This is a genomic window from Variovorax sp. CCNWLW235 (genome assembly GCF_037204085.1).
Taxonomy (GTDB): Bacteria; Pseudomonadota; Gammaproteobacteria; order Burkholderiales; family Burkholderiaceae_C; genus Variovorax.
Genome location: NZ_JBBCBW010000002.1, coordinates 413,601 through 435,448 on the forward strand (window position 1 = coordinate 413,601; position 21,848 = coordinate 435,448).

Annotated in this window: 20 protein-coding genes and 1 tRNA gene; 5 read left to right on the forward strand and 16 right to left on the reverse strand. The window is 65.2% G+C overall.

The features are described 5' to 3' along the window. Nucleotides 1-81 precede the first annotated feature (81 nt). The 4 genes from queF to yaaA are packed head-to-tail and all read right to left on the reverse strand — an operon-like array spanning nt 82 to nt 3,492. The gene (queF, locus tag V9L21_RS04470; protein ID WP_337309507.1) at nt 82-963 is read right to left on the reverse strand and encodes an NADPH-dependent 7-cyano-7-deazaguanine reductase QueF; all 882 of its coding nucleotides are present in this window, start codon (nt 961-963) and stop codon (nt 82-84) included. Next, complete coding sequence (locus V9L21_RS04475) at nt 960-1,859, reverse strand: alpha/beta fold hydrolase (RefSeq protein ID WP_337309509.1); 900 nt, start codon at nt 1,857-1,859, stop codon at nt 960-962. The genes queF and V9L21_RS04475 overlap by 4 nt, the downstream gene beginning before the upstream one ends. A 9-nt stretch (nt 1,860-1,868) precedes the next feature. Beyond that, nucleotides 1,869-2,708 (reverse strand): 2OG-Fe(II) oxygenase, encoded by an 840-nt coding sequence (locus tag V9L21_RS04480; RefSeq protein WP_337309511.1) that lies wholly within the window; start codon nt 2,706-2,708, stop codon nt 1,869-1,871. A 1-nt stretch (nt 2,709) separates the two neighbouring features. Beyond that, entirely contained in the window at nt 2,710-3,492 is a 783-nt protein-coding gene (yaaA, locus tag V9L21_RS04485) for a peroxide stress protein YaaA (RefSeq protein WP_337309513.1), read from the reverse strand. A gap of 108 nt (nt 3,493-3,600) precedes the next feature. Here yaaA and V9L21_RS04490 point away from each other — a divergent pair, with 108 nt between their 5' ends. Next, nucleotides 3,601-6,498 carry a valine--tRNA ligase gene (locus V9L21_RS04490; RefSeq protein ID WP_337309514.1) on the forward strand — a complete coding sequence of 966 codons (2,898 nt, stop codon included), beginning with the start codon at nt 3,601-3,603 and terminating at the stop codon, nt 6,496-6,498. Between the two features lie 107 nt (nt 6,499-6,605). Next, nucleotides 6,606-7,496, forward strand: coding sequence for a UTP--glucose-1-phosphate uridylyltransferase GalU (gene galU / locus V9L21_RS04495; RefSeq protein WP_258504589.1), 891 nt, complete (start codon nt 6,606-6,608; stop codon nt 7,494-7,496). A gap of 53 nt (nt 7,497-7,549) precedes the next feature. On the opposite strand, the gene V9L21_RS04500 is transcribed toward galU, so the two are convergent. From V9L21_RS04500 to cysM, 3 genes are read right to left on the reverse strand one after another with little or no spacing between them, the layout of a single operon-like run. After that, complete coding sequence (locus tag V9L21_RS04500; RefSeq protein WP_126745659.1) at nt 7,550-7,777, reverse strand: sulfurtransferase TusA family protein; 228 nt, start codon at nt 7,775-7,777, stop codon at nt 7,550-7,552. Continuing rightward, on the reverse strand, nt 7,767-8,345 hold the full coding sequence (locus V9L21_RS04505; protein ID WP_337309517.1) for an NUDIX domain-containing protein: 579 nt from the start codon (nt 8,343-8,345) through the stop codon (nt 7,767-7,769). The genes V9L21_RS04500 and V9L21_RS04505 overlap by 11 nt, the downstream gene beginning before the upstream one ends. A 9-nt stretch (nt 8,346-8,354) precedes the next feature. Continuing rightward, nucleotides 8,355-9,257 (reverse strand): cysteine synthase CysM, encoded by a 903-nt coding sequence (gene cysM, locus V9L21_RS04510; protein WP_337309519.1) that lies wholly within the window; start codon nt 9,255-9,257, stop codon nt 8,355-8,357. A gap of 41 nt (nt 9,258-9,298) precedes the next feature. On the opposite strand from cysM, the gene V9L21_RS04515 reads away from it, so the two are divergent. Continuing rightward, a tRNA-Leu gene (locus V9L21_RS04515) sits at nt 9,299-9,383 on the forward strand. 15 nt (nt 9,384-9,398) lie between these two features. Here V9L21_RS04515 and V9L21_RS04520 read toward each other — a convergent pair. After that, entirely contained in the window at nt 9,399-10,331 is a 933-nt protein-coding gene (locus V9L21_RS04520; protein WP_337309521.1) for an SDR family oxidoreductase, read from the reverse strand. 63 nt (nt 10,332-10,394) lie between these two features. On the opposite strand from V9L21_RS04520, the gene V9L21_RS04525 reads away from it, so the two are divergent. After that, nucleotides 10,395-11,459 (forward strand): CDP-6-deoxy-delta-3,4-glucoseen reductase, encoded by a 1,065-nt coding sequence (locus V9L21_RS04525; RefSeq protein WP_337309523.1) that lies wholly within the window; start codon nt 10,395-10,397, stop codon nt 11,457-11,459. Nucleotides 11,460-11,490: 31 nt separating this feature from the next. Then, entirely contained in the window at nt 11,491-12,468 is a 978-nt protein-coding gene (locus V9L21_RS04530) for a Bug family tripartite tricarboxylate transporter substrate binding protein (protein ID WP_337309525.1), read from the forward strand. Nucleotides 12,469-12,487: 19 nt separating this feature from the next. Here the strand turns inward: V9L21_RS04530 and V9L21_RS04535 are convergent, their stop codons facing one another. The 8 genes from V9L21_RS04535 to V9L21_RS04570 form a co-directional block, all read right to left on the reverse strand. After that, nucleotides 12,488-13,261 carry an ABC transporter ATP-binding protein gene (locus V9L21_RS04535; RefSeq protein ID WP_207309959.1) on the reverse strand — a complete coding sequence of 258 codons (774 nt, stop codon included), beginning with the start codon at nt 13,259-13,261 and terminating at the stop codon, nt 12,488-12,490. Between the two features lie 10 nt (nt 13,262-13,271). Further along, on the reverse strand, nt 13,272-14,045 hold the full coding sequence (locus tag V9L21_RS04540) for an ABC transporter ATP-binding protein (RefSeq protein ID WP_124957304.1): 774 nt from the start codon (nt 14,043-14,045) through the stop codon (nt 13,272-13,274). A 19-nt stretch (nt 14,046-14,064) separates the two neighbouring features. Then, entirely contained in the window at nt 14,065-15,261 is a 1,197-nt protein-coding gene (locus tag V9L21_RS04545) for an ABC transporter permease subunit (RefSeq protein WP_157612705.1), read from the reverse strand. 13 nt (nt 15,262-15,274) lie between these two features. After that, nucleotides 15,275-16,204, reverse strand: coding sequence for a branched-chain amino acid ABC transporter permease (locus tag V9L21_RS04550; RefSeq protein ID WP_126745652.1), 930 nt, complete (start codon nt 16,202-16,204; stop codon nt 15,275-15,277). 240 nt (nt 16,205-16,444) lie between these two features. Continuing rightward, nucleotides 16,445-17,737 (reverse strand): replication-associated recombination protein A, encoded by a 1,293-nt coding sequence (locus V9L21_RS04555; RefSeq protein ID WP_337309527.1) that lies wholly within the window; start codon nt 17,735-17,737, stop codon nt 16,445-16,447. A gap of 22 nt (nt 17,738-17,759) precedes the next feature. Continuing rightward, nucleotides 17,760-18,392, reverse strand: a complete 633-nt coding sequence (gene lolA, locus V9L21_RS04560; protein ID WP_337309529.1) for an outer membrane lipoprotein chaperone LolA — start codon at nt 18,390-18,392, stop codon at nt 17,760-17,762. A 163-nt stretch (nt 18,393-18,555) separates the two neighbouring features. Then, nucleotides 18,556-20,964, reverse strand: coding sequence for a DNA translocase FtsK (locus V9L21_RS04565; RefSeq protein WP_337309531.1), 2,409 nt, complete (start codon nt 20,962-20,964; stop codon nt 18,556-18,558). Between the two features lie 91 nt (nt 20,965-21,055). Next, nucleotides 21,056-21,730, reverse strand: coding sequence for a Crp/Fnr family transcriptional regulator (locus V9L21_RS04570; protein WP_126745648.1), 675 nt, complete (start codon nt 21,728-21,730; stop codon nt 21,056-21,058). Nucleotides 21,731-21,848 lie beyond the last annotated feature (118 nt).

Consider the following 21,848-nt stretch of genomic DNA (forward strand, 5'->3'; position numbering starts at 1 on the left):
CACGGGCAGTTCCAGAATGCCACAGGGGCCGGCTGGCGAGTTCCGGATTTCCGAAGAGGGGCTTCGGCGGCGCCCTCTTCGTTATTGCCGCGCGGTGCGGATGTTCGGCGGCAGCGCCTGCGGCCAGCTGGTGCGAAATGGATTGATGTCGAGCCCGCCGCGCCGCGTGTAGCGCGCATACACCGCAAGCTTGTTCGGTTTGCAGCGGTTCCAGATGTCCGTGAAGATGCGCTCGGCACACGGCTCGTGAAACTCGTTGTGGTTGCGAAAGCTCACGATGTACGCCAGCAGGCCGGCCTGGTCGATGGCGGGCCCGCTGTAGCGGATCTGCACGCTGCCCCAGTCGGGCTGCCCGGTAACGAGGCAATTGCTCTTGAGCAGGCGGCTGGTGAGCGTTTCGTTCACCGGCGGCTGGGTGGCGTCGCTCGACAGCAGCTCGGGCGCGGGCTGGTAGTGGGTGCACTCGATGTCGAGCCGGTCGAGGTCGAGCCCGTCGAGTTCATGCACGGGCTCGCGGTCGAACATGTCGGGCGCGAGCAGCTTCACGCCAATGCCGGCGGATTGGTCGCTGCCGCGCCAGAGCGCCTCGGTCAGGTCGGTGCGCATGAGGTCACGCACGGCATCGATGCTTGCAAAAGCGGTGCTGTTGAAGCTGTTGAGGTACAGCTTGAACGACTTGCTCTCGATGATGTTGGGCGTTTCGCAGGGAATGGTGAAGTGCGCAATGGCCAGCTGCGGCTTGCCGCGCAGGTTGAGCCAGCTCACTTCGAATGCGGTCCAGAGATCGGCGCCGAAGAAAGGCAGCGCGCCGGCGGCAATGCCCATGGCCTCGCGCTGGGTGGCGCGCGCAATCGGAAAAAGCAGCGAGGGGTCGTACTTGTCCGCATAGGCCGAGGCGCGGCCCAGTTGCGACTGCTCGGGCGTGTTCGGGTTCGGGTTGGGGGGAATGTTGTCCAGGCTCATGGCTTGTGGTGTTCTTCGGCCGCGTGCAGAAACGGGGCGATGTGATTGACGAGGATGGCGCACACCTCGGGCGGCAGGTCGTGGCCCATGCCGGGAATGCTGATGAATTTCGAGCCGGGAATTCGCTTGGCGGTGTCTTGCCCGCAGACCATCGGCACCAGCGCATCGGCTTCGCCATGCAGCACCAGCGTCGGGCATTTGATGCGCGGCAGCACTTCGGGCCGGCGCGAATCGGCGCCAATCGCGAGCATCTGGCGGAACATGCCGGCCGGGCGGTAGGCGCGGCGCATGCTGAAGGTCAGGCGCTCGGACAGCTCTTCGGTGCTTTGCGGGTAGGCGGGGCTCTGGATGAGCCTGAGCAGCTTGACGCTGTGGGCCACCAGTTCGGCCTCGCCGCCGCCCAGCGGGCGGCGCAGCAGCATGGCGGCAACGTCGCTACGGGGCCCGGGCAGGCCGCGCGCGCCGCTCGAGCTCATGATGCTCACGAGGCGGGTCACGCGGTCGGGTGCAGCGGCGGCCAGGTGCTGCGCGATCATGCCGCCCATCGAGGCGCCAATGACGTGCGCCTGCTTGATACCCAGCGCGTCGAGCACGCCCAGCGAATCGCGCGCCATGTCTTGCAGCGTGTAGGCCGAACGCACCTGCAGGCCGAGGCGCTGGCGGATGCTTTCCCACACGATGTTGCCGGTGCCTGCATGGTCGAAGCCCTGGCTCAGGCCGATGTCGCGGTTGTCGTGGCGCACCACGCGAAAACCCGCATCCACTAGGCCCTGCACAAAAGGCTGCGGCCAGCCGACGAGCTGCATGCCCAGGCCCATGATGAGCAAGGCGACCGGGCGCCCTTCGCCGCCGGTGTCTTCGACCTCGATCTGCAATCCGTTGGCTTGGAGCTTCATGGGTTCGTTTTATTTGAATTCGCGTTCGCGCAGCCACTTGGTGGCCACCCACTTCTCGCCCGCGAGCACCGGTGCGCCGCCGTGCAGCGTGCGGGTGGCGGGGTCGGGTTCGTCGTAGCTGAAGAAAACGCCTGTGCCGCGCACGGGCGCCACTTCCAGGCCGACATCCGGGAAGGTGGTGGCGCCGCCCTGCTCGGGCTCCTGCAGGTACATGACCAGCGTGGCCACGCGCTGGCCGCCGCGCTTGAGAATGGTGGGCGTGCCCGGCTCGCCGGGGTCGAAGTAGTCGTAGTGCGGGCGGTACTGCGCACCGGGTGCGTAGCGCAGGATCTGCAGGCCCTCGCCAAACTCCACCGGCCAGCGCAGCAGCGCGGCAATGCGCTGCTCGAGGCGCGCGACGATTTCGTTTTCACCGCGCTCGAAGAACATGCCGTCGCTGGTGCGATCGACGTTCAGCACCTCGCCGCCGGTGCGGGTTTCAACCGTGAGCGAGCGCGCGAGCCGCACCCGCGCGGCGGCAATCAGGCCTTCGCACTCTTCGGGCGACAAGAGGTTGCCGAAGACGACCACGCGTGGATGCTGCATGGTGTGCAGCACCTGAACGCGCCGGTCGCCGGCATCGATGTAGAGCGGCGCACCTTCCAGGTTGGGGCCGGGCATGTCGGTGCGGCGCGGCTTGGAAACTTCCACATGAGGGAACCCAGCCTCGAGCTGCGCCAGCGCGAGGTCGGTGGCGGCGTCCTGCCAGCCGGCGGCGCGCATCGAGGCGCGCAGCGCGGGCACCGAATGCCCCGCCGCGAGCTGCGACACCAGCCATTCCCTCAGCTCGGGACTGATCGCCTGTGACATATCAAGTCTTCCTTCTGAACACCAGCTTTTCGGCCGTCGAGGCCTCGGCGTCGAAACCATAACCTTCGAGATCGAATTTTTCCAGCGCCTTGGGCGTGGCGGCCTTGTGCAGCACCGCCCAGCGCGCCAGCAGGCCGCGGGCGCGCTTGGCGTAGAAGCTCACGATCTTGTACCTGTCGCCCTTCCATTCCTCGAACACGCATTCGACCACGCGCGCCTTGAGCACCTTCAGGTCGACCGACCGGAAGTATTCCTGCGAGGCGACGTTGACCACCACGGGCGTGCGGTCTGCCGCCAAGCGCTCATTCAAGTGCTCTGCAATGCGCGAGCCCCAGAAGGCATACAGGTCCTTGCCATGCTTGTTGGCAAGCGGCGTGCCCATCTCGAGCCGGTAGGGCTGCAACAGATCGAGCGGGCGCAGCAGGCCGTAGAGACCGCTCAGGATGCAGACATGCTCCTGCGCCCACTCCAGCTGAGCGGGCGTGAGCGACCGGGCATCGAGACCGCCGTACACGTCGCCATCGAACGCGAAGGCGGCCTGGCGGGCGTTTTTTGGCGTGCTTTTACCGGCCCAGGCGTGGTAGCGGGCCACGTTGAGGGTGGAGAGCTTGTCCGACAGGTGCATGAGCTCCGAGATCTGCTGCGGCGACTTCTCGCGCAGCAGCTTGATCAGTTCGGCCGACGGGCCGCGGGGGGCCTCGAAATGGGGTTTGGTGGCGGGGATTTCATCGGGAACGGGCGTGTCGTAGTCGAGCGACTTCGCAGGGGAGAGCAGAAACAGCATTCGCGGAATTATCGGGCGCGCCGATGACGGGGTACCTCCCCGGTAAAATCGCCGCCATTCCCACCCTGTGACCGACGGCACCCGCGGGTGCCGTTTTGCATTCTCCCCATGAGCGAATCCACCACTCCCACCGCCCAACCTGGACTGGACAGCCTGTCCAAATCGTTCGAACCCGCCGCCATCGAGGCGCACTGGGGCCCGGAGTGGGAAAAGCGCGGCTATGCCAAGGCAGGCTTCCGCGGCACCCAGCAGCCCAAGGAAGGCGCCGATTCCTTCGCCATCCAGCTGCCGCCGCCCAACGTGACGGGCACGCTGCACATGGGGCATGCGTTCAACCAGACCATCATGGACAGCCTCACGCGCTACCACCGCATGAAGGGCGACAACACGCTGTGGGTGCCGGGCACCGACCATGCGGGCATCGCAACGCAGATCGTGGTGGAGCGGCAGCTGCAGGAACAGAAGATCAGCCGGCACGACATGGGCCCCACGCCCGCCGAGGCGCGCAAGAACTTCGTTGCCAAGGTGTGGGAGTGGAAGGAAAAGAGCGGCAACACCATCACCGGCCAGATGCGCCGCATGGGCGACACGGTCGACTGGAGCCGCGAATACTTCACGATGGACGAAGACCTGTCGAAGGTGGTCACGCAAACCTTCGTCTCGCTGTATGAAGAAGGCCTGATCTACCGCGGCAAGCGCCTGGGCAACTGGGACCCGGTGCTCAAGACATCGGTGAGCGACCTCGAAGTCGAAAGCGAAGAGGAAGACGGCTCGCTCTGGCACATCGCCTATCCGCTCGAGGACGGCAGCGGCACGCTCACTGTTGCCACCACCCGCCCTGAAACCATGCTGGGCGACACGGCCGTGATGGTTCACCCCGAAGACGAACGCTACAAGCACCTGATCGGCCAGCGCGTGAAGCTGCCGCTGGTGGACCGTCTGATCCCCATCATTGCCGACGACTACGTCGACAAGGAATTTGGCACCGGCGTGGTCAAGGTGACGCCCGCGCACGACTACAACGACTACGCCGTGGGCCAGCGGCACAAGCTCGAGCTGATCGGCATCCTGACGCTCGATGCGACCATCAACGACAACGCGCCCGAGAAGTACCGCGGCATGGACCGCTTCGTGGCGCGCAAGGCCATCGTGGCCGACCTGGAGGCGCTCGGCCTCATGGTCGAGGTGAAGAAGCACAAGCTGATGGTGCCGCGCTGCGCGCGCTCTGGCGCCATCGTCGAGCCGATGCTCACCGACCAGTGGTACGTGGCCATGACGCGGCCGGGTGCCGACGGCACCTCGATCGCGCAGAAGGCCATCGACGTGGTGAAGACCGGCGAGGTGCGCTTCGTGCCCGAGAACTGGGTCAACACCTACAACCACTGGATGGAGAACATCCAGGACTGGACCATTTCGCGCCAGCTCTGGTGGGGCCACCAGATTCCGGCCTGGTACGACGACGAAGGCAATGTGTACGTGGCGCACGACGAGGCGGAGGCCGAGGCCAAGGCACAGGGCAAGAAGCTGCGCCGCGACGAAGACGTGCTCGACACCTGGTATTCGTCGGCGCTGGTGCCCTTCTCTTCTCTCGGCTGGCCCGAAAAGACCAAGGACCTGGAGCTGTACCTGCCCTCGAGCGTGCTGGTAACGGGCTACGACATCATCTTCTTCTGGGTCGCCCGGATGATCATGATGACCAAGCATTTCACCGGCAAGGTGCCGTTCAGGGACGTGTACATCCACGGCCTGGTGCGCGATGCGCAGGGCAAGAAGATGAGCAAGTCCGAAGGCAACGTGCTCGACCCGGTGGACCTGATCGACGGCATTGCGCTGCCCGAGCTGCTCGACAAGCGCACGCAGGGCCTGCGCAAGCCCGAGACCGCGCCCGCGGTGCGCAAGAACACGCAGAAAGAATTTCCGGACGGCATTCCGGCGTTCGGCGCCGATGCGCTGCGCTTTACCTTCGCGTCGCTCGCATCGCTGGGACGCAGCATCAACTTCGACAGCAAGCGCTGCGAGGGCTACCGCAACTTCTGCAACAAGCTCTGGAATGCCACGCGCTTCGTGCTGATGAATTGCGAGGGCCAGGATTGCGGCCTTCGCGAGCACACCAAGGAAGAGTGCGCGGTCGGCGGCCCGGCCCACGGCTACCTGAAATTCAGCCGCGCCGACTTCTGGATCGCCTCGCAGCTGCAGCGCGTCGAAGCCGAAGTGGCCAAGGGCTTCGAGGAGTACCGGCTCGACAACGTAGCCAACGCCATCTACCAGTTTGCATGGGACGAGTTCTGCGACTGGTACCTGGAGATTGCCAAGGTGCAGATCCAGACCGGGGACGACTCGCAAAAGCGCGCCACGCGCCGCACGCTGATCCGCACGCTCGAAGCGCTGCTGCGGCTAGCTCATCCGGTGATTCCGTTCATCACCGAAGAGCTGTGGCAGAAGGTTGCGCCCGTGGCCGGGCGCGAGGGCGACTCGATCATGGTGGCGGCGTATCCGAAGAGCCAGCCCGAAAAGATCGACGAAGCGGCCGAGGCGCATGTGGCGCGGCTGAAGGCGCTGGTCGATGCCTGCCGCACCCTGCGCGGCGAAATGAATGTGTCGCCCGCGGTGCGCCTGCCCCTTTATGCGGTGGCCGACGATGCCGAAGGCGCGGCTTTCCTGCGCGATGCGGCGCCGGTGCTGCAGGCGCTGGCCAAGCTCAAGGAAGTGAAGGTCTTCGACGACGAGGCTTCATGGTCTGCCGCGGCCGAAGCGGCGCCCGTGGCCGTGGTCGGCTCGGCACGCCTGTGCCTGCACATGGAAATCGACAAAGCCGCCGAACGTGCGCGCATCGGCAAGGAAATTGCTCGCATCGAGGGCGAGATCCTCAAAGTGAACAGCAAGCTGGGAAATGAGGCCTTTGTAGCTAAGGCACCGCCCGCCGTGATCGAGCAGGAACGTAAACGTCTGGCTGACTTCACGGCGATGCTGGAGCGTTTGGGCGAACAGCTTAGGCGCCTCGGCTGACACACATGGATCGGGCCTGGGTTTAGCATGGCAACGGCGGCTTTTTGCGCCGCCGTTGACTGTAAAACCTTCTTCTTCAACCGAACGAACCGACGCCCAATTTGTCCATGCCCACTCCCTCGACACGCATCCGCAAGGCCGTATTTCCTGTTGCAGGTTTCGGCACCCGCTTTCTGCCCGCCACCAAGGCGCAGCCAAAGGAAATGCTGCCCGTTGTCGACAAGCCACTCATCCAATACGCGGTTGAGGAAGCCTACGCGGCGGGCATTCGCGACATGATTTTCGTAACTGGCCGAAACAAACGTGCCATCGAAGACCACTACGACACCGCCTACGAACTCGAGAGCCAGCTCGAAGCCAGCGGCAAGCACGCATTGCTCGAAATTGCGCGCTCCGTCATGCCCGACGACATGACCTGCTCCTACGTGCGCCAACCGCGCATGCTGGGCCTTGGCCATGCGGTGCTGTGCGCCGAACACCTGGTCGGCAACGAACCCTTTGCCGTGCTGCTGGCCGACGACTTGATGGTCGGCCCGGTGGGTGGCGCTCCGGTGCTCGCGCAGATGACGGCCGCCTTCGGCAAGCTGGGCGCCTCGGTGCTGGCAGTGCAGGAAGTGCCGCTCGAACACGTGAAGCGCTACGGCATCGTGGCGGGCGAATCCATCGGCGACGATCTCGTGAAGGTCGACCGCATGATCGAGAAGCCATCGCCCGACAAGGCACCTTCGCGCCTTGGCGTGGCGGGCCGCTACATCCTCACGCCCGGCGTGTTCGACGAAATCCGCAACCAACCCAAGGGCGCGGGCGGCGAGATCCAACTCACCGATGGCATCGCGTCGTTGATGAAGAAGGAATCGGTCTACGCCTATGCCTACAAGGGCATCCGCTACGACTGCGGTAGCAAGGAAGGCTTTCTGCAAGCTTCCGTCGAGCTTGCGCTGGCGCACCCCGAGGTGGGCGCGCAATTCCGCGAATACCTCAAGAGCCTGGAGCTCTGAAAGAAGAAAGGGCCCCACGGGGCCCTTTTCTTTTGCCGGTCAGCTTTTGCTGCTCAGCGCCGCTTCAGCACGTGGATGAAATCGCTGCCGACGGTCTGCTGCTCGACCAGCTCATTGCCGGTTTGCCGCGAAAAGGCCTGAAAGTCGCGCAGCGAGCCGGGGTCGGTCGACACCACCTTCAGCAGCTGGCCGCTGGCCATGTCGTTGAGCGATTTCTTCGCCTTGAGAATGGGCAGCGGGCAGTTCAGGCCCCGCGTGTCGAGTTCGCGATCAATTTGCATGCTTCGGCTCCTCGGGCGGCAAGTTCAGGCCGCGCCGCCGCTCTTCGTTTTCCGCCGCGGTAAAGAACACCGGCTCGTGCCCCCGGGTGCGCAGCCAGTCGGCCAGCGCATAGCCGGTGCCCGCGGGCCAGCACTTGAGATCGGGCAAGTCGTAGAGGCGATAGTCCAGCAACTCGGGCGAGAGCTTCACCTCGCCGTCGGCCACCACGTGGTACGCGATGATGATCTGGTTCATGCGCTGGAAGTCGTACGCGCCCACGAGCTTGGTCGCGCTCACGTCGAGGTTGGTTTCTTCCTTCACCTCGCGCGCAATGCCTTCCTCAGGCGTTTCACCGGCCTCCATGAAGCCGGTGATCAGTGCGTACATCTTCACCGGCCAGGCGGCGTTTCGCGCCAGCAGCACCTGGCCGTGGTATTCGACGATGGCCGCGAGCACGGGCGTGGGGTTGTTCCAGTGGGTGTGGCCGCAGTTGGGGCAACGCAGGCGCTCCTTGGCGCCGCCGTCTTCCATCAATGCGATCCATTCGAGCGGCGTGGCGCAGGCCTGGCAGAACTTGGGATGGGGCATGGACTTCTGTCAGGCGGGGAACACGCCGGTCGAAAGATACCGGTCGCCGCGGTCGCACACCACGAACACGATGGTGGCGTTTTCGACCGTCTTCGCGACCTCGAGCGCCACCCACAGCGCACCGGCCGCGGAAATGCCGCCGAAGATGCCCTCTTCGCGCGCTAGGCGCCGGCACATTTCTTCGGCGTTGTCCTGGCTCACGCTGATTTCTTCATCGACCCGGCTCGCGTCGTAGATCTTGGGCAGGTATTCGGTCGGCCATTTGCGAATGCCCGGAATGCGCGAGCCTTCGGCCGGCTGCGCGCCGATGATGCGCACCGCGGAGTTCTTCTCTTTGAGGAAGCGCGAAACGCCGGTGATGGTGCCGGTGGTGCCCATGGCGCTCACGAAATGCGTGATCTTGCCCTTGGTGTCGGCCCAGATCTCGGGGCCGGTGGTCTCGTAGTGAATGCGCGGGTTGTCGGCGTTGGCGAACTGGTCGAGCACCCGGCCCTTGCCTTGCGCCACCATCTGCTCGGCGAGGTCTCGCGCGTATTCCATGCCGCCGCTCTTGGGCGTGAGCACCAGTTCGGCGCCGAAGGCCTTCATGGTCTGGGCGCGTTCCACGGACAGGTCCTCCGGCATGATCAGCACCATGCGGTAGCCCTTGATGGCCGCAGCCATGGCCAGCGCGATACCGGTGTTGCCCGAGGTGGCTTCGATCAGCGTGTCGCCAGGCTTGATTTCACCGCGCTCCTCGGCGCGCTTGATCATCGAGAGGGCGGGCCGGTCTTTGACCGAACCCGCGGGATTGTTGCCTTCCAGCTTGCCGAGGATCACGTTGCCGCGCTTGGCGTTTTCGGCGGCATCGATGCGTTGCAGTGCCACCAGGGGGGTCTTGCCGATGGCGTCTTCGATCGTCGGATAATTCATGGCAGCCACTGTGCCATAATTTTGGGCTTCCTTCCGGATGTGCCCGGGTGGTGAAATTGGTAGACGCAGGGGACTCAAAATCCCCCACCGAAAGGTGTGCCGGTTCGATTCCGGCCCCGGGCACCATATTTTTGACGCGCATCAGGCCGCCTCGCGCAGCCCCGTATGCACCGTCGGGTGCGCAAGCCGCACGCGCAGTTCGCGTTTGAGGCGCGTGTTGTCGAGCCGGCGCGATTCCCCCATGAAACTCAGCAATTGCAGCGGCAACTGGCGCTCGGCTTCGTCACGCGCCACGCGCGGCGGGCGGGGCATGCCGTACATGTCGGCGGCCAGGTCGATGTAGTCGCCCATGCGCAGTTCGGTGTCGTCGGCGGCGTGCACGATGCGCTGCGGCCGGCCCCGGAACAGCGCCGCCACGCAGGCACGCGCAAGATCGTCGGCGTGGATGTGGCTGGTGAACACGTCGTCCTCGCGCCGTAGCACGGGCGTGCCGCGCTGCAGCCGCTGGCGCGGTGTGCCGCCCTCCCGGTCGGGCGCGTAGATGCCCGGAATGCGCAGGATGCTCGCGCGCACGCCCGCGCTGCGGCCGAGCCAGCGCACGGCGCGCTCGGCATCCACGCGGCGGTGGGCGCGGGGCGTGTCGGGCCGCACGGCGCGTGTTTCGCTCACGCGCGCACCGCCGCAGTCCCCGTAAACCCCGCTGGTGGAACCATAGACGAACGCGAGCGGCGTGGAACGCAGCCGCAGCGCGCGTGCCAGCGCGGTGGTGCGCTGGTCGCGCCACCAGGCCGCACCGCCGTCGCGCGCCGGAGGGGCCAGGTGCAGCACGCGGGTGGCCACGCCAGCCAGCCGGCGAAGCGTGGCCGGGTCGTCGAGATTGCCCACGAGCGGACGGATGCCGGCCGCCCGCAGCGCCTGCACCCGCTCAGCCGATGAAGTGAGCGCCACCAGCTGCATGCGGCCGCGCAGATCGCGGGCCACGCGCTGGCCGACGTCTCCGCAACCGACAATGAGCAGGCGTTCGCGGCGAAAGCGCGCCGGCAGCGCGCCGGAAGGGCTATTGATTGAAGGCAAAATCCGGGTTCCTTTCCCTTTTTCTCTTTTCTGCTCCAGGCTGAAACAAGCCGAAGAATACCGATGACTGTTGCATCGCCGCATGACGCGGGCTTTTCCATCACCGTCGAGCCCAGCGGGCGTCATTTCGTGGTGCATGGCGACGAAACCATTCTCGCGGCCGGCATCCGGCAAGGCATTGGCCTCCCCTATGGCTGCAAGGACGGCGCCTGCGGCTCTTGCAAGTGCAAGAAGCTCTCGGGCGAGGTGGAACTTGGCCCGCACCAGAGCAAGGCCCTGAGCGCCGAGGAGCAGCTGGCCGGCTTCGTGCTCACCTGCTGCGCCCATGCCAAGACCGACGTGGTGCTCGAATCGCGCCAAGTCACGGAAGCCGGTGCTTTTCCGATCCGCAAGATGCCCGTGCGGGTGCTGGCACTCACGCGCCTGTCGCACGACGTGATGAAGCTGCGCCTGCAGCTGCCGGCGGGAGAGCCGCTGCAGTTCCATGCCGGCCAGTACGTGGAGTTCATCCTGCGCGACGGCGCACGCCGCAGCTATTCGATGGCGAATGCGCCGCACACCCTGGGCGAACCCGGCACGGGCATCGAACTGCACCTGCGACATTTGCCGGGCGGCAAGTTCACGGACCACGTGTTCGGCGTGATGAAGGAAAAGGAAATCCTTCGCATCGAAGGCCCCTACGGCAGCTTCTTCCTGCGTGAAGACTCCAGCAAGCCGATGATCCTGCTGGCCTCCGGCACGGGCTTCGCGCCCATCAAGGCGCTGCTCGAACACATGAAGTTCAAGGGCATCGACCGGCCGGCCTCGCTCTACTGGGGTGGCCGCCGGCCCGAAGACCTGTACATGGACGCCTGGCTGCGCGAGCAACTCGCGGAAATGCCGAACCTGCGCTACGTGCCGGTCGTGTCCAACGCCACGCCCGAAGACAACTGGACCGGCCGCACGGGCTTCGTGCACCGCGCGGTGCTGGAAGACTTTGCCGACCTCTCAGGCCACCAGGTGTACGCCTGCGGCGCGCCGATCGTGGTCGACTCCGCCAAGCACGACTACGTGGCGCTGGCCGGCCTGCCCGAAGAAGAGTTCTTTGCCGACGCGTTCACCACCGAGGCCGACAAGGCGCTGCCCTGATCGGCCTGCCTCCCTTGGACCACACAAAAAAATGAAAACGAGACACTTCCTCTTCACCCTGCTCGCGAGCGCCGCCGCACTGCTTGCCACCGGCCAAGCCGCAGCGCAGCAGCAGCGCCCCATTCGCCTTGTGGTGCCGTACGCCGCGGGCGGCCCGATCGACGTGACGGCCCGCATCCTGGCCGAGCGCGTAAAAGACAGCCTGGGCACGGTCATCATCGACAACAAGCCCGGCGCGGGCGGCAACATCGGCGCCGACGCTGTGGCCAAGGCCGCGCCTGACGGGCTCACCATCGGCATTGCGGCCACCGCAACGCATGCGGTCAATCCGTGGCTCTACAGCAAGATTCCGTTCAATGCGGCCAGCGACTTCGCGCCCGTCACGCAGATGGTGCGCGTACCCAATGTGCTGGTGATGAACGCCGAAACGGCGCAGCGCCTGAAGATCAACACCGTGGCCGACCTGATCCGCTACGCCAAGGCCAACCCGGCCAAGCTCAACTACGGCAGCGGCGGCAACGGCAGCGCCGGGCACCTGGCGGGCGAGCTGTTCAAGAAGCAGGCGGGCATTTTTGCGCTGCACATTCCTTACAACGGCGGCAATCCGGCGCAGTTGGCCCTGCTGTCGGGCCAGGTCGACTTCAACTTTGACAACCTTGCCACGGCAGCGCCGAACATCCGCTCGGGCAAGCTCAAGGCCATTGCCGTGACCACCTTGCAGCGCAGCAGCGCCATGCCCGACGTGCCGCCCGTGGCCGACACGCTCAAGGGCTTTTCGATCGACACCTGGTGGGGGCTGGTTGCGCCTGCCGGCACGCCGCACGACGTGCTCGCAAAGCTCAACCAGGCCTTTGTGGCGGCGCTGAATGCACCGGAAACGAAGACCCGTTTTGCCACGCTGCTGGCTGAGCCGGTGGCCAGCTCGCCGGAACAGTTCGGCGCGTTCATGAAGAGCGAGCTCTCCAAGTACGAAGCCGTGGTGAAGGCCACCGGCGCAAGGGTCGACTGACCCTCGCGGCCTTTGCCGGCTATTCGCCCAGGTAGGCGGCCCGCACGCGCGGGTCGCGCAGCAGTTCTTTCGCGTCGCCCGTCATGGTGATGAGCCCGGACTCCATCACGTAGCCGCGGTCGGCCAGCTGCAGTGCGCGATTGGCGTTCTGCTCCACCAGCAGAATGGTCACCCCCTGCGCGGCCACGGTTTGCACCACCTCGAAGATCTTGTCGCACATGATGGGCGACAGGCCCATGGTGGGCTCGTCGAGCAGCAGCACCTTGGGGCGCGCCATGAGCGCGCGGCCCATCGCCAGCATCTGCTGCTCGCCGCCCGACATCGTGCCCGCGAGCTGGTCCTTGCGCTCGCGCAGGCGCGGGAAGGTCACGAACACCCGCTCCATGTCGCTGGCGATCTCGGCCTTGTCCTTGCGGATATAGGCGCCGATCTGCAGGTTCTCCGTGATCGTCATTCGCGTGAACACGCCGCGGCCTTCGGGCACCATCACGAGGCCCTCGCTGACCAGGTCCCACGCCCCGCGGCCCTTGATGTTGCGGCCCAGGAACTCGATGCTGCCGGCGCCCGCCGGCAGCGTGCCGGTGATCGCCTTCATGGTGGTGGTCTTGCCGGCGCCGTTGGAGCCGATGAGCGACACCAGCTCGCCTTCGTGGACCTCGAAGTCCACGCCCTTGACGGCCTGGATGCCGCCGTAGCCGACCTTCAGGCCACTGACCTTGAGCAGCGTCTTGCCTGGGGCATTGGCGGCGGTCTTCGGCGGGGTGGCGGTGGTTGTTTCTTCTGCGCTCGTCATCGTCGTCATTTCAGTGTCCTCCGGTGCCGAGGTAAGCCTCGATCACCTTCTCGTTCTTCTGCACGTCGTAGGGCGTGCCTTCGGCAATCTGCTTGCCGTAGTCGAGCACGGTGACGCGGTCGCACAGGCCCATGATGAGCTTGACGTCGTGTTCGATGATCAGGATGGTCCGGTCGTCCTTGCGGATGCGGTCGATCAGTTCGCGCAGCAGCACCTTCTCGGTCGAGTTCATGCCGGCGGCGGGCTCGTCGAGCGCGATGAGTTGCGGATCGGTGGCCAGTGCGCGCGCAATTTCGAGGCGGCGCTGGTCGCCGTACGAGAGCGTGCGCGCCTTGTAGTCGGCAAACTTGCCGATGCCCACGTAGTCGAGCAGCTCTTGTGCGCGGTCGGCAATGGCCTTTTCCTCGGCCTTGAACGAACGCGTGCGCAGCATGGCGCCGAACACGCCCGAATGGGTGCGGATGTGGCGGCCGACCATGACGTTCTCGAGCGCCGTCATTTCGGAGAACAGGCGAATGTTCTGGAAGGTGCGCGCAATGCCGGCCTTGGCCACTTCGTGCACGGCCGTGGGCTGGTAGGGCTTGCCGGCCAGTTCGAAGCTGCCGCTGTCGGGCGTGTAGAGCCCGGTGATCACGTTGAAGAACGTGGTCTTGCCGGCGCCGTTGGGGCCGATCAGGCCATAGACCTGGCCGCGCTTGATGGTGATGCCGACGTCGGAAAGCGCCTGCAGGCCGCCGAAGCGCTTGGAAATTCCGCGAACGTCGAGGATGGTGTCTGTCGTCATGTTGATTGTTTCCTTCGGCTCACGGATTGATCGACATGGGACGCGAAGCCGCACCCGGCAACTCGTCGGCGGGTGTCTCGATGCCGGGCGCGTGGGTCTGGAGCGAGCCCGGGGCCACGGGGGCATCCGGGGCCACGCCCTTGCGCTGCAAGGTCTTGCCGTGCTCGGGCGAAGGCCAGAGGCCGCGCGGACGCATCAGCATGATGACGATCATGGCCAGCGCAATGAAGAGCTGGCGCAGGATGGACGCGTCGAGGCGGCCGTCGGTCATCGCCTGCAGCGGGCCGGCCACGTAGCGCAGCACTTCGGGCAAGGCGGCCAGCAGCACGGCGCCGAGAATCACGCCCGGCAGGTGGCCGATGCCGCCCAGCACCACCATGGCGACGATCATCACCGACTCCATGAGGCTGAACGATTCGGGCGACACGAAGCCCTGGAAGGCAGCGAACATGGCGCCCGACACGCCGCCGAAGCTGGCGCCCATGCCGAAAGCCAGCAGCTTCATGTTGCGGGTGTTGATGCCCATCGCCTTGGCGGCAATCTCGTCTTCGCGGATGGCCATCCAGGCTCGTCCGATGCGGGAGATCTGCAGGCGGTGCGAAATGATGATCGTGGCGATCACCAGCGCGAGGAACAGGTAGTAGTAGAGCGTGACCGACGAGATCGTGAAGCCGTCGAACTTCCATGCCTTGCCGAGGTCGAGCCCCCAGAACTTGATGGAGTCGATGGCGGTGATGCCCTTGGGTCCGTTGGTGATGTTGATCGGCTGGTCGAGGTTGTTCAGGAACACCCGGATGATTTCGCCGAAGCCGAGCGTCACGATGGCCAGGTAGTCGCCGCGCAGCTTGAGCGTGGGCGCCCCGAGCATCACGCCGAGCACCCCCGCCACCACCAAAGCCAGCGGTATCACGATGAGCAGCGAGGTGTGCAGCCCGTTCGGGAACATGGCCTTGAACCACGGGAAGGTGTCCGAAAGGTGCGACGAGCCCATGAGCGCGAAGAGGTACGCGCCCACGGCAAAGAAGGCAACGTAGCCCAGGTCGAGCAGGCCGGCGTAGCCGACGACGATGTTCAGGCCGAGCGCCAGCATCACGTAGAGCAATGCGATATCGGCGATGCGCACCCAGGCATTGCCCTGGCTTTGCAGAAAGATCGGCAGTGCGAGCACCGCGACGACGCCGAGGATGTAGAGAGCGAGGTTCTTGCTGTTCTTCATGGTGTGCTGCTCCTCAGGCCCGATCCGCCACGCGTTCGCCGAGCAGGCCCGAGGGCCGCAGCGTGAGCATGACGATCAACACAATGAAAGCGAAGATGTCGCTGTAGTTGCTGCCGAGCACGCCGCCGGTGATGGCACCGATGTAGCCGGAGCCGATGGCTTCGATCAACCCGAGCAGGATGCCGCCGACCACCGCGCCGGCCAGGTTGCCGATGCCGCCGAACACTGCCGCGGTGAAGGCCTTGAGGCCGGGCAGGAAGCCCATGGCGTGCTGCGCAATGCCGTAGTTCGAGGCGTACATGACGCCGGCAATGGCCGCGAGCACGGCGCCGATGATGAACGTGGCCGAAATGACCATGTCGGGGCGGATGCCCATGAGCGCCGCGACGCGCGGGTTCTCGGCGGTGGCGCGCATGGCGCGGCCGAGCTTGGTGTAGTTGACCAGCCACATCAGCACCACGAGCGAGAACGCCGTGACGCTCAGGATCATGACCTGCGTGGGCGAGATCACTGCGCCGCCCACCTCGATGGGCGTGGTCGACAGCAGGTTGGGATAGGCCTTGTTGGTGGGCTTCCAGATGATCATTGCCAGCGTCTGCAGCAGGATCGACATGCCGATGGCAGTGATGAGCGGCGCCAGCTTGGGGCTGTTGCGAAGGGGCCGGTAGGCGACCTTCTCGATCACGAAGTTGAGCGTGGCGGCCACCACGCAGGCAATGACCAGCGAGATGATGAGGATCAACCAGCCGGGCGTGCCGGGCATCGATTCCTGCATGAGCCCGATGATGGTCCAGCTCGTAAGCGCCCCCACCATCAGCACTTCGCCGTGCGCAAAGTTGATCAGATTGATGATGCCGTACACCATTGTGTAGCCCAAGGCTATCAAGGCATACATGCTGCCGAGGACCAGACCGTTGATGATCTGCTGCAGCAATATTTCCATAACGCGTTCCTATTTATTGCACCGTTGCAGGGTGCCATTCACCCACCGTGGCACCGGTTTGGCACCTTGGCTTGATAAGCAAAAAACCAGCCAACATGTGTCGCTGGCTGATTTGTGGGCGGGATTGTAAGCACGCGCCAGCGCCGATTTGGTGCGCGCTCACCGGGGTTTACCCGCTCAAGTCATGCTATATGTAAGTGAAGCCATGCATCGCACGCACGCAAGCGTGCATGCGGCACGTTACTCGTCGTGCTGGCCGTTAAGGCGGCGAAGTTCGCGCAATTTTTCTGCTATGCGGATCTCGAGTCCGCGTTCCACGGGCTGGTAGAAAACCTGGCCCTCGAGGCCTTCGGGCAGGTAGCGCTCGCCGGCGGCAAAACCGCCCTCCTCGTCGTGCGCGTAGCGGTAGCCCTTGCCGTAGTCGAGCTCCTTCATGAGCTTGGTGGGGGCGTTGCGCAGGTGCATGGGCACCGGGCGCGTGCTGTCCTTCTTGATGAGCGCGCGCACGGCGTTGTAGGCGGTGTACACCGCGTTCGACTTGGGCGCCATGGCCAGGTAGATCACGCACTCGGCCAGCGCAAGCTCGCCCTCCGGCGTGCCGAGCCGTTCGTAGACTTCGGCAGCATCGAGCGCCAGCCGCAGCGCGCGCGGATCGGCCAAACCGATGTCTTCGCTGGCCATGCGCACCAGCCGCCGGGCCATGTAGCGCGGGTCGGCGCCGCCGTCGAGCATGCGCACGAACCAGTAGAGCGAGGCGTCGGGGTCGCTGCCGCGCACCGACTTGTGCAGCGCGCTGATGGTGTCGTAGAACTGCTCGCCGCCCTTGTCGTAGCGCCGCATGCGCTCGCCGAGCACGCGCAGCAGCCATTCGTCGGTGATGTTGTCGAGCTTCTCGGCCTTGGCCGCCACGGCCAGCGTCTCGAGCGTGTTGAGCAGGCGCCGCGCATCGCCGTCGGCATAGGCGACGAGCCGGTCGACGGCCGCACCTTCGATGGCGGGAACGGCCTGGATGGCCTGCGCCTTGGCCACGATCTGCTTGAGATCGGCCTCGGTGAGCGGTTGCAGCACATACACCGCCGCCCGCGAAAGCAAGGCCGAGTTGACCTCGAACGACGGGTTTTCGGTGGTGGCGCCAATGAAGGTGAAAAGCCCCGATTCCACATGCGGCAGGAACGCGTCCTGCTGGCTCTTGTTGAATCGGTGCACCTCGTCGACGAAGACGATGGTGCGCCGCTGCTCAAGGCCGTCGCGCGCCGCGGTGGCGCGCTCGACCGCCTCGCGGATGTCTTTCACGCCGCCGAGCACGGCACTGATGCTCAGGAACTGCGCATCGAAGGCGTCGGCCATGAGACGCGCAATGGTCGTCTTGCCGGTGCCCGGCGGCCCCCAGAGGATGCAGGAATGCGGCTGGCCCGACTCGAAGGCAATGCGCAGCGGCATGCCCGGCCCCAGCAGATGCTGCTGGCCGATCACCTCGCCCAGCGTCTTCGGACGCAGGCGCTCGGCAAGGGGTTGATGCGAACTGGTGGCCAAACCTGCCTGTCTGTCTGATCTGCTATTGCTTGATGACGTCGGCACCGGCCGGCGCCTTGAATTCGAACACATTGGCGTTGAGCGCCGGGTTCACTTCGACCTTGCTGAACTTGAGCACCGAGCGCTGCCCGAAGCTGTCGAGAATTTCAAGCGCCGCCAGGGAGTCGCCCTGGAAGCCGACCAGCACATTCTGCAACTGGCCGTCCTTGTTCTTGGGAGTGGCTTTGACCCACTGCAGGCCATCGCGCTCGGGCGCGGCCTCGAGCGTGAAATCGGCCTGCAGCGCGCGTACGTCCGGCGCCGCGGCAATCAGAGCGGCCGGCGTGGAGCCCAGCGCCTGCGATTGCGCACGCTGCGTCACCTGGTTCAGGTCGGTGTCGTACAGCCAGAGCGTCTTGCCGTCGGCCACGATGACCTGGGCGAACGGCTTCTGATAGTCGAACTTGAATTTACCGGGGCGCTGGAATTCGAAAGTGCCGTTCGATGTCTTGGTACGGCCCGGCTGCCCCTCACGCGGCGGCGCGGTAACGGTCTGGGTGAATTCGGCGCGGCCCGACTTGACCGTCTTCACGAAGGCTTCGAGGCTCTCCAGCCCCCCGGCCCAGGCGTTGGCGGATGAGAGAAGGCCGATCAACAGCCAATGACGAATTTTCAATTTGGATTCCTCGGAAAAGCAGTGGCGTTGAAGCGACCTTACCCCGCCGCGCGTTGCGGCATGTGCGGGGTTTGATGAAGTTTTGCAACGTTATTGCAGCTTTTGCAACGTGCCTGTCGGCGCGTGACGCCTGGCCTCGCAGGTATTTGGCGGTGTTCGCCGGTTATTCGGCGCGCGCGGGCACCAGGATTTCGCGCTGCCCGCTGCCGCTCATGGCGCTGACAAGGCCCGCCTTTTCCATGTCTTCGACGAGCCGCGCCGCGCGGTTGTAGCCGATCTTCAGGTGGCGCTGCACCAGCGAGATGCTGGCCTTGCGGTTCTTGAGCACCACCTCGACCGCCTGGTCGTACATCGGGTCCTTTTCGGCGTCGCCGCCACCGCCGAGCAGGTCGCCGTCACCATCGCCATCGACCGTGCCGCCTTCGAGCACGCCCTCGATGTAGTCGGGCTCGCCCTGGCTCTTGAGGTAGGCCACCACTCGGTGCACTTCTTCGTCGCTCACGAAGGCGCCGTGCACGCGGATCGGCAGGCCGCTGCCGCTGGCCATGTAGAGCATGTCGCCCATGCCCAGCAGCGCCTCGGCGCCCATCTGGTCGAGGATGGTGCGGCTGTCGATCTTGGAGCCCACCGAGAACGCGATGCGCGTGGGGATATTGGCCTTGATGAGGCCGGTGATCACGTCGACGCTGGGGCGCTGCGTGGCCAGAATCAGGTGGATGCCGGCGGCGCGGGCCTTTTGCGCGAGGCGGGCGATGAGCTCTTCGATCTTCTTGCCGACCACCATCATCAGGTCGGCCAGCTCGTCGATGATCACCACGATGTGCGGCTCGCGCTTGAGCGGCTCGGGATCGTCCGGCGTGAGGCTGAACGGGTTGTAGATGAACTCTTCGCGCGCCTTGGCTTCGTCGATCTTGGCGTTGTAGCCGGCCAGGTTGCGCACGCCCAGCTTGCTCATGAGCTTGTAGCGGCGCTCCATTTCGGCCACGCACCAGTTCAGGCCGTGCGCAGCTTGGCGCATGTCGGTGACCACGGGCGCGAGCAAATGCGGAATGCCTTCGTAGACCGACATTTCGAGCATCTTCGGGTCGATCATGAGCAGGCGAACGTCGCGTGCCTCGGCCTTGTAGAGCAACGACAGGATCATGGCGTTGATGCCGACCGACTTGCCCGAACCGGTGGTACCGGCCACCAGCACGTGCGGCATCTTCGCGAGGTCGGCCACCACGGGGTTGCCGATGATGTCCTTGCCGAGGCCCATCGTCAGGAACGACTTGCCTTCGTTGTAGACCTGCGAGCCCAGGATTTCGCTGAGCTTGATCGACTGGCGCTTGGCGTTCGGCAACTCGAGCGCCATGTAGTTCTTGCCCGGAATAGTTTCGACCACGCGGATAGACACCAGCGAGAGCGAGCGCGCAAGGTCCTTGGCAAGGCCGACGATCTGCGAGCCCTTGACGCCGGTGGCAGGCTCGATTTCGTAGCGCGTGATCACGGGCCCCGGAGAGGCCAGCACCACGCGCACCTCAACGCCGAAGTCCTTGAGCTTTTTTTCGATCATGCGCGAGGTCATCTCGAGCGTGTCGGGAGAAACCGTTTCCTGGCGTGCCTGGGCCGCGTCGAGCAGGTCGACCTGCGGCAGCTTGCTGTCGGGCAGTTCCTTGAAGAGCGGCTTCTGGCGTTCCTTGACGACGCGGTCGCTCCTGGGCACTTCGGTCATCGCAGGTTCGATCTGCACCGGCGGAGAGGGCACCCGCCGCTTGGGGCGCGGCTCGATGCGCAGTTCTTCGTCGTCATCGGCGCCCATCGGCTCGACAACGCCGCCCGGTTCACGCGAGAACACGGGCTCCTCGGCTTCCGCGCGTTCGCGGGCGGCCTGCTTGCCCATGGCAATGTCGGCCGCCAGTTCGCGTTTTTCGCGGCGCGATTCAAACAGCGAGTAGGCGCGCGCGCCGATGCGCTCGGCAATGAGGCTCCACGAGAAACGGAACACCAGCGCCGAGCCGATCACGCCGGCGGCAATGGCCACCAGCGCGGAGCCCGTGAAGCCGAGCCAGCGCACGCTGGCGGGGCCGACGAGATAGCCGAGCGCGCCGCCGCCTGAACCCGGCAAATACGATTCGAGCCGGTACAGGCGCGACCACTCGAGCGTGGTGCTCGCACAGAGCAGCAACACAAGGCCGAACCAGAACGCCAGCCGGCTGCGGTTGAACCGGCCGCGCACCGGCTGATCGGCAGGCGCGGCCTCGCCGCCGCGCAGCCAGTTGGCCAGGGACGACAGCCAGGCCCGAAGCCCCGCGGCCAGGCACCACCAGACCGAATAGCCCGCCAGGAAATAGCTGCCGTCCGCCAGCCATGCGCCGATGCGGCCCGCCCAATTCTTGATTTCCCCTCCGGTGCCGGAGGTCGACCACGCCGCATCCGAAGGCGTGAAGCTCAGCATGGCGAGCAGCCAGAACAGCAATGCGGCAAATCCCGCGATCAGCGTGATTTCGTGGGCGAAGCGCATGGCGCGAACGCGCACCGGTTGCCCCTCGGCGGCCGAAGAAGATTGAAGCGTATTGAGCGAATAGGTCATGAAAAACACAGCACCCAGCGCCCGGAAGCGGCGGCTGGAGGCCTGAACACTACAACAAAAGCACGTGGCCGCCAGGAGCGCCGGTGACGACTCAGGTCAGCGACAGGAGCCGTTCCTTGACAAGCATGGAGCCGTCGTCCTGCGTCTGCACAAATCCGCGCTCCTCCAGATCCTTCATCACGCGGCTCACCATCTCACGCGAGGCACCGACCATTTTCGCAAGGTCCTGGCGGGAGATCTTGTCGCGCACCTTGAGGTTGCCCGCGCCGTCGTCAATGGCGAACTCGAGCAGCGAGCGCGCCACGCGGCCATACACATCCATGAGTGCGAGCGACTCGATCTTGCGGTCGGCATGGCGCAGGCGCTGCACGAGGCCGCGCATGATGTTGTAGGCCATGGAGGAGTTTTCGGGCAGGCAGCGTGCAAACGCATCGCGGCCGAGCATGAGCACGTCGCACTGGATTTCGGTGCGCACCGTGGCCGAATGCGGCTCGTCGTCGATCAGGCTCATTTCGCCGATGTAGTCGCCGGGGTGCAGCGTCGCAAGAATCACCTCGCGGCCGCGGCTGTCGGCGCTGGTGACGCGCGCACGCCCAGTCAGAATGATGTAGAGCGCATCGGACTTCTTGCCCTGCTCCACAATGATTTCCGCTCGCTTGAGACGCTTCTTGACGATCGCATCCGCAATGCTCGACGACTGAGAGGATGTCAGCGAAGCAAAGAGCGGAACGCGCCGCAGCAATTCAAGATTGGACAGCATCGACATTTATCAATCCCTGATACGGCGCGTGGGGAGCCCGTCCGCCGGCAAGCCGATGGATTACTACAATCGCGCGCATTGAAAACACCGTGCACCCGGTGTTGAACCGAGCGGTGATACTCCA

Excerpts from the sequence above, each read along its gene's own strand:
- queF (WP_337309507.1), bottom strand. The coding sequence starts at position 963 with ATGAGCCTGGACAACATTCCCCCCAACCCGAACCCGAACACGCCCGAG.
- V9L21_RS04475 (WP_337309509.1), bottom strand. The coding sequence starts at position 1,859 with ATGAAGCTCCAAGCCAACGGATTGCAGATCGAGGTCGAAGACACCGGC.
- V9L21_RS04480 (WP_337309511.1), bottom strand. The coding sequence starts at position 2,708 with ATGTCACAGGCGATCAGTCCCGAGCTGAGGGAATGGCTGGTGTCGCAG.
- yaaA (WP_337309513.1), bottom strand. The coding sequence starts at position 3,492 with ATGCTGTTTCTGCTCTCCCCTGCGAAGTCGCTCGACTACGACACGCCC.
- V9L21_RS04490 (WP_337309514.1), top strand. The coding sequence starts at position 3,601 with ATGAGCGAATCCACCACTCCCACCGCCCAACCTGGACTGGACAGCCTG.
- galU (WP_258504589.1), top strand. The coding sequence starts at position 6,606 with ATGCCCACTCCCTCGACACGCATCCGCAAGGCCGTATTTCCTGTTGCA.
- V9L21_RS04500 (WP_126745659.1), bottom strand. The coding sequence starts at position 7,777 with ATGCAAATTGATCGCGAACTCGACACGCGGGGCCTGAACTGCCCGCTG.
- V9L21_RS04505 (WP_337309517.1), bottom strand. The coding sequence starts at position 8,345 with ATGCCCCATCCCAAGTTCTGCCAGGCCTGCGCCACGCCGCTCGAATGG.
- cysM (WP_337309519.1), bottom strand. The coding sequence starts at position 9,257 with ATGAATTATCCGACGATCGAAGACGCCATCGGCAAGACCCCCCTGGTG.
- V9L21_RS04525 (WP_337309523.1), top strand. The coding sequence starts at position 10,395 with ATGACTGTTGCATCGCCGCATGACGCGGGCTTTTCCATCACCGTCGAG.
- V9L21_RS04530 (WP_337309525.1), top strand. The coding sequence starts at position 11,491 with ATGAAAACGAGACACTTCCTCTTCACCCTGCTCGCGAGCGCCGCCGCA.
- V9L21_RS04535 (WP_207309959.1), bottom strand. The coding sequence starts at position 13,261 with ATGACGAGCGCAGAAGAAACAACCACCGCCACCCCGCCGAAGACCGCC.
- V9L21_RS04540 (WP_124957304.1), bottom strand. The coding sequence starts at position 14,045 with ATGACGACAGACACCATCCTCGACGTTCGCGGAATTTCCAAGCGCTTC.
- V9L21_RS04545 (WP_157612705.1), bottom strand. The coding sequence starts at position 15,261 with ATGAAGAACAGCAAGAACCTCGCTCTCTACATCCTCGGCGTCGTCGCG.
- V9L21_RS04550 (WP_126745652.1), bottom strand. The coding sequence starts at position 16,204 with ATGGAAATATTGCTGCAGCAGATCATCAACGGTCTGGTCCTCGGCAGC.
- V9L21_RS04565 (WP_337309531.1), bottom strand. The coding sequence starts at position 20,964 with ATGACCTATTCGCTCAATACGCTTCAATCTTCTTCGGCCGCCGAGGGG.
- V9L21_RS04570 (WP_126745648.1), bottom strand. The coding sequence starts at position 21,730 with ATGTCGATGCTGTCCAATCTTGAATTGCTGCGGCGCGTTCCGCTCTTT.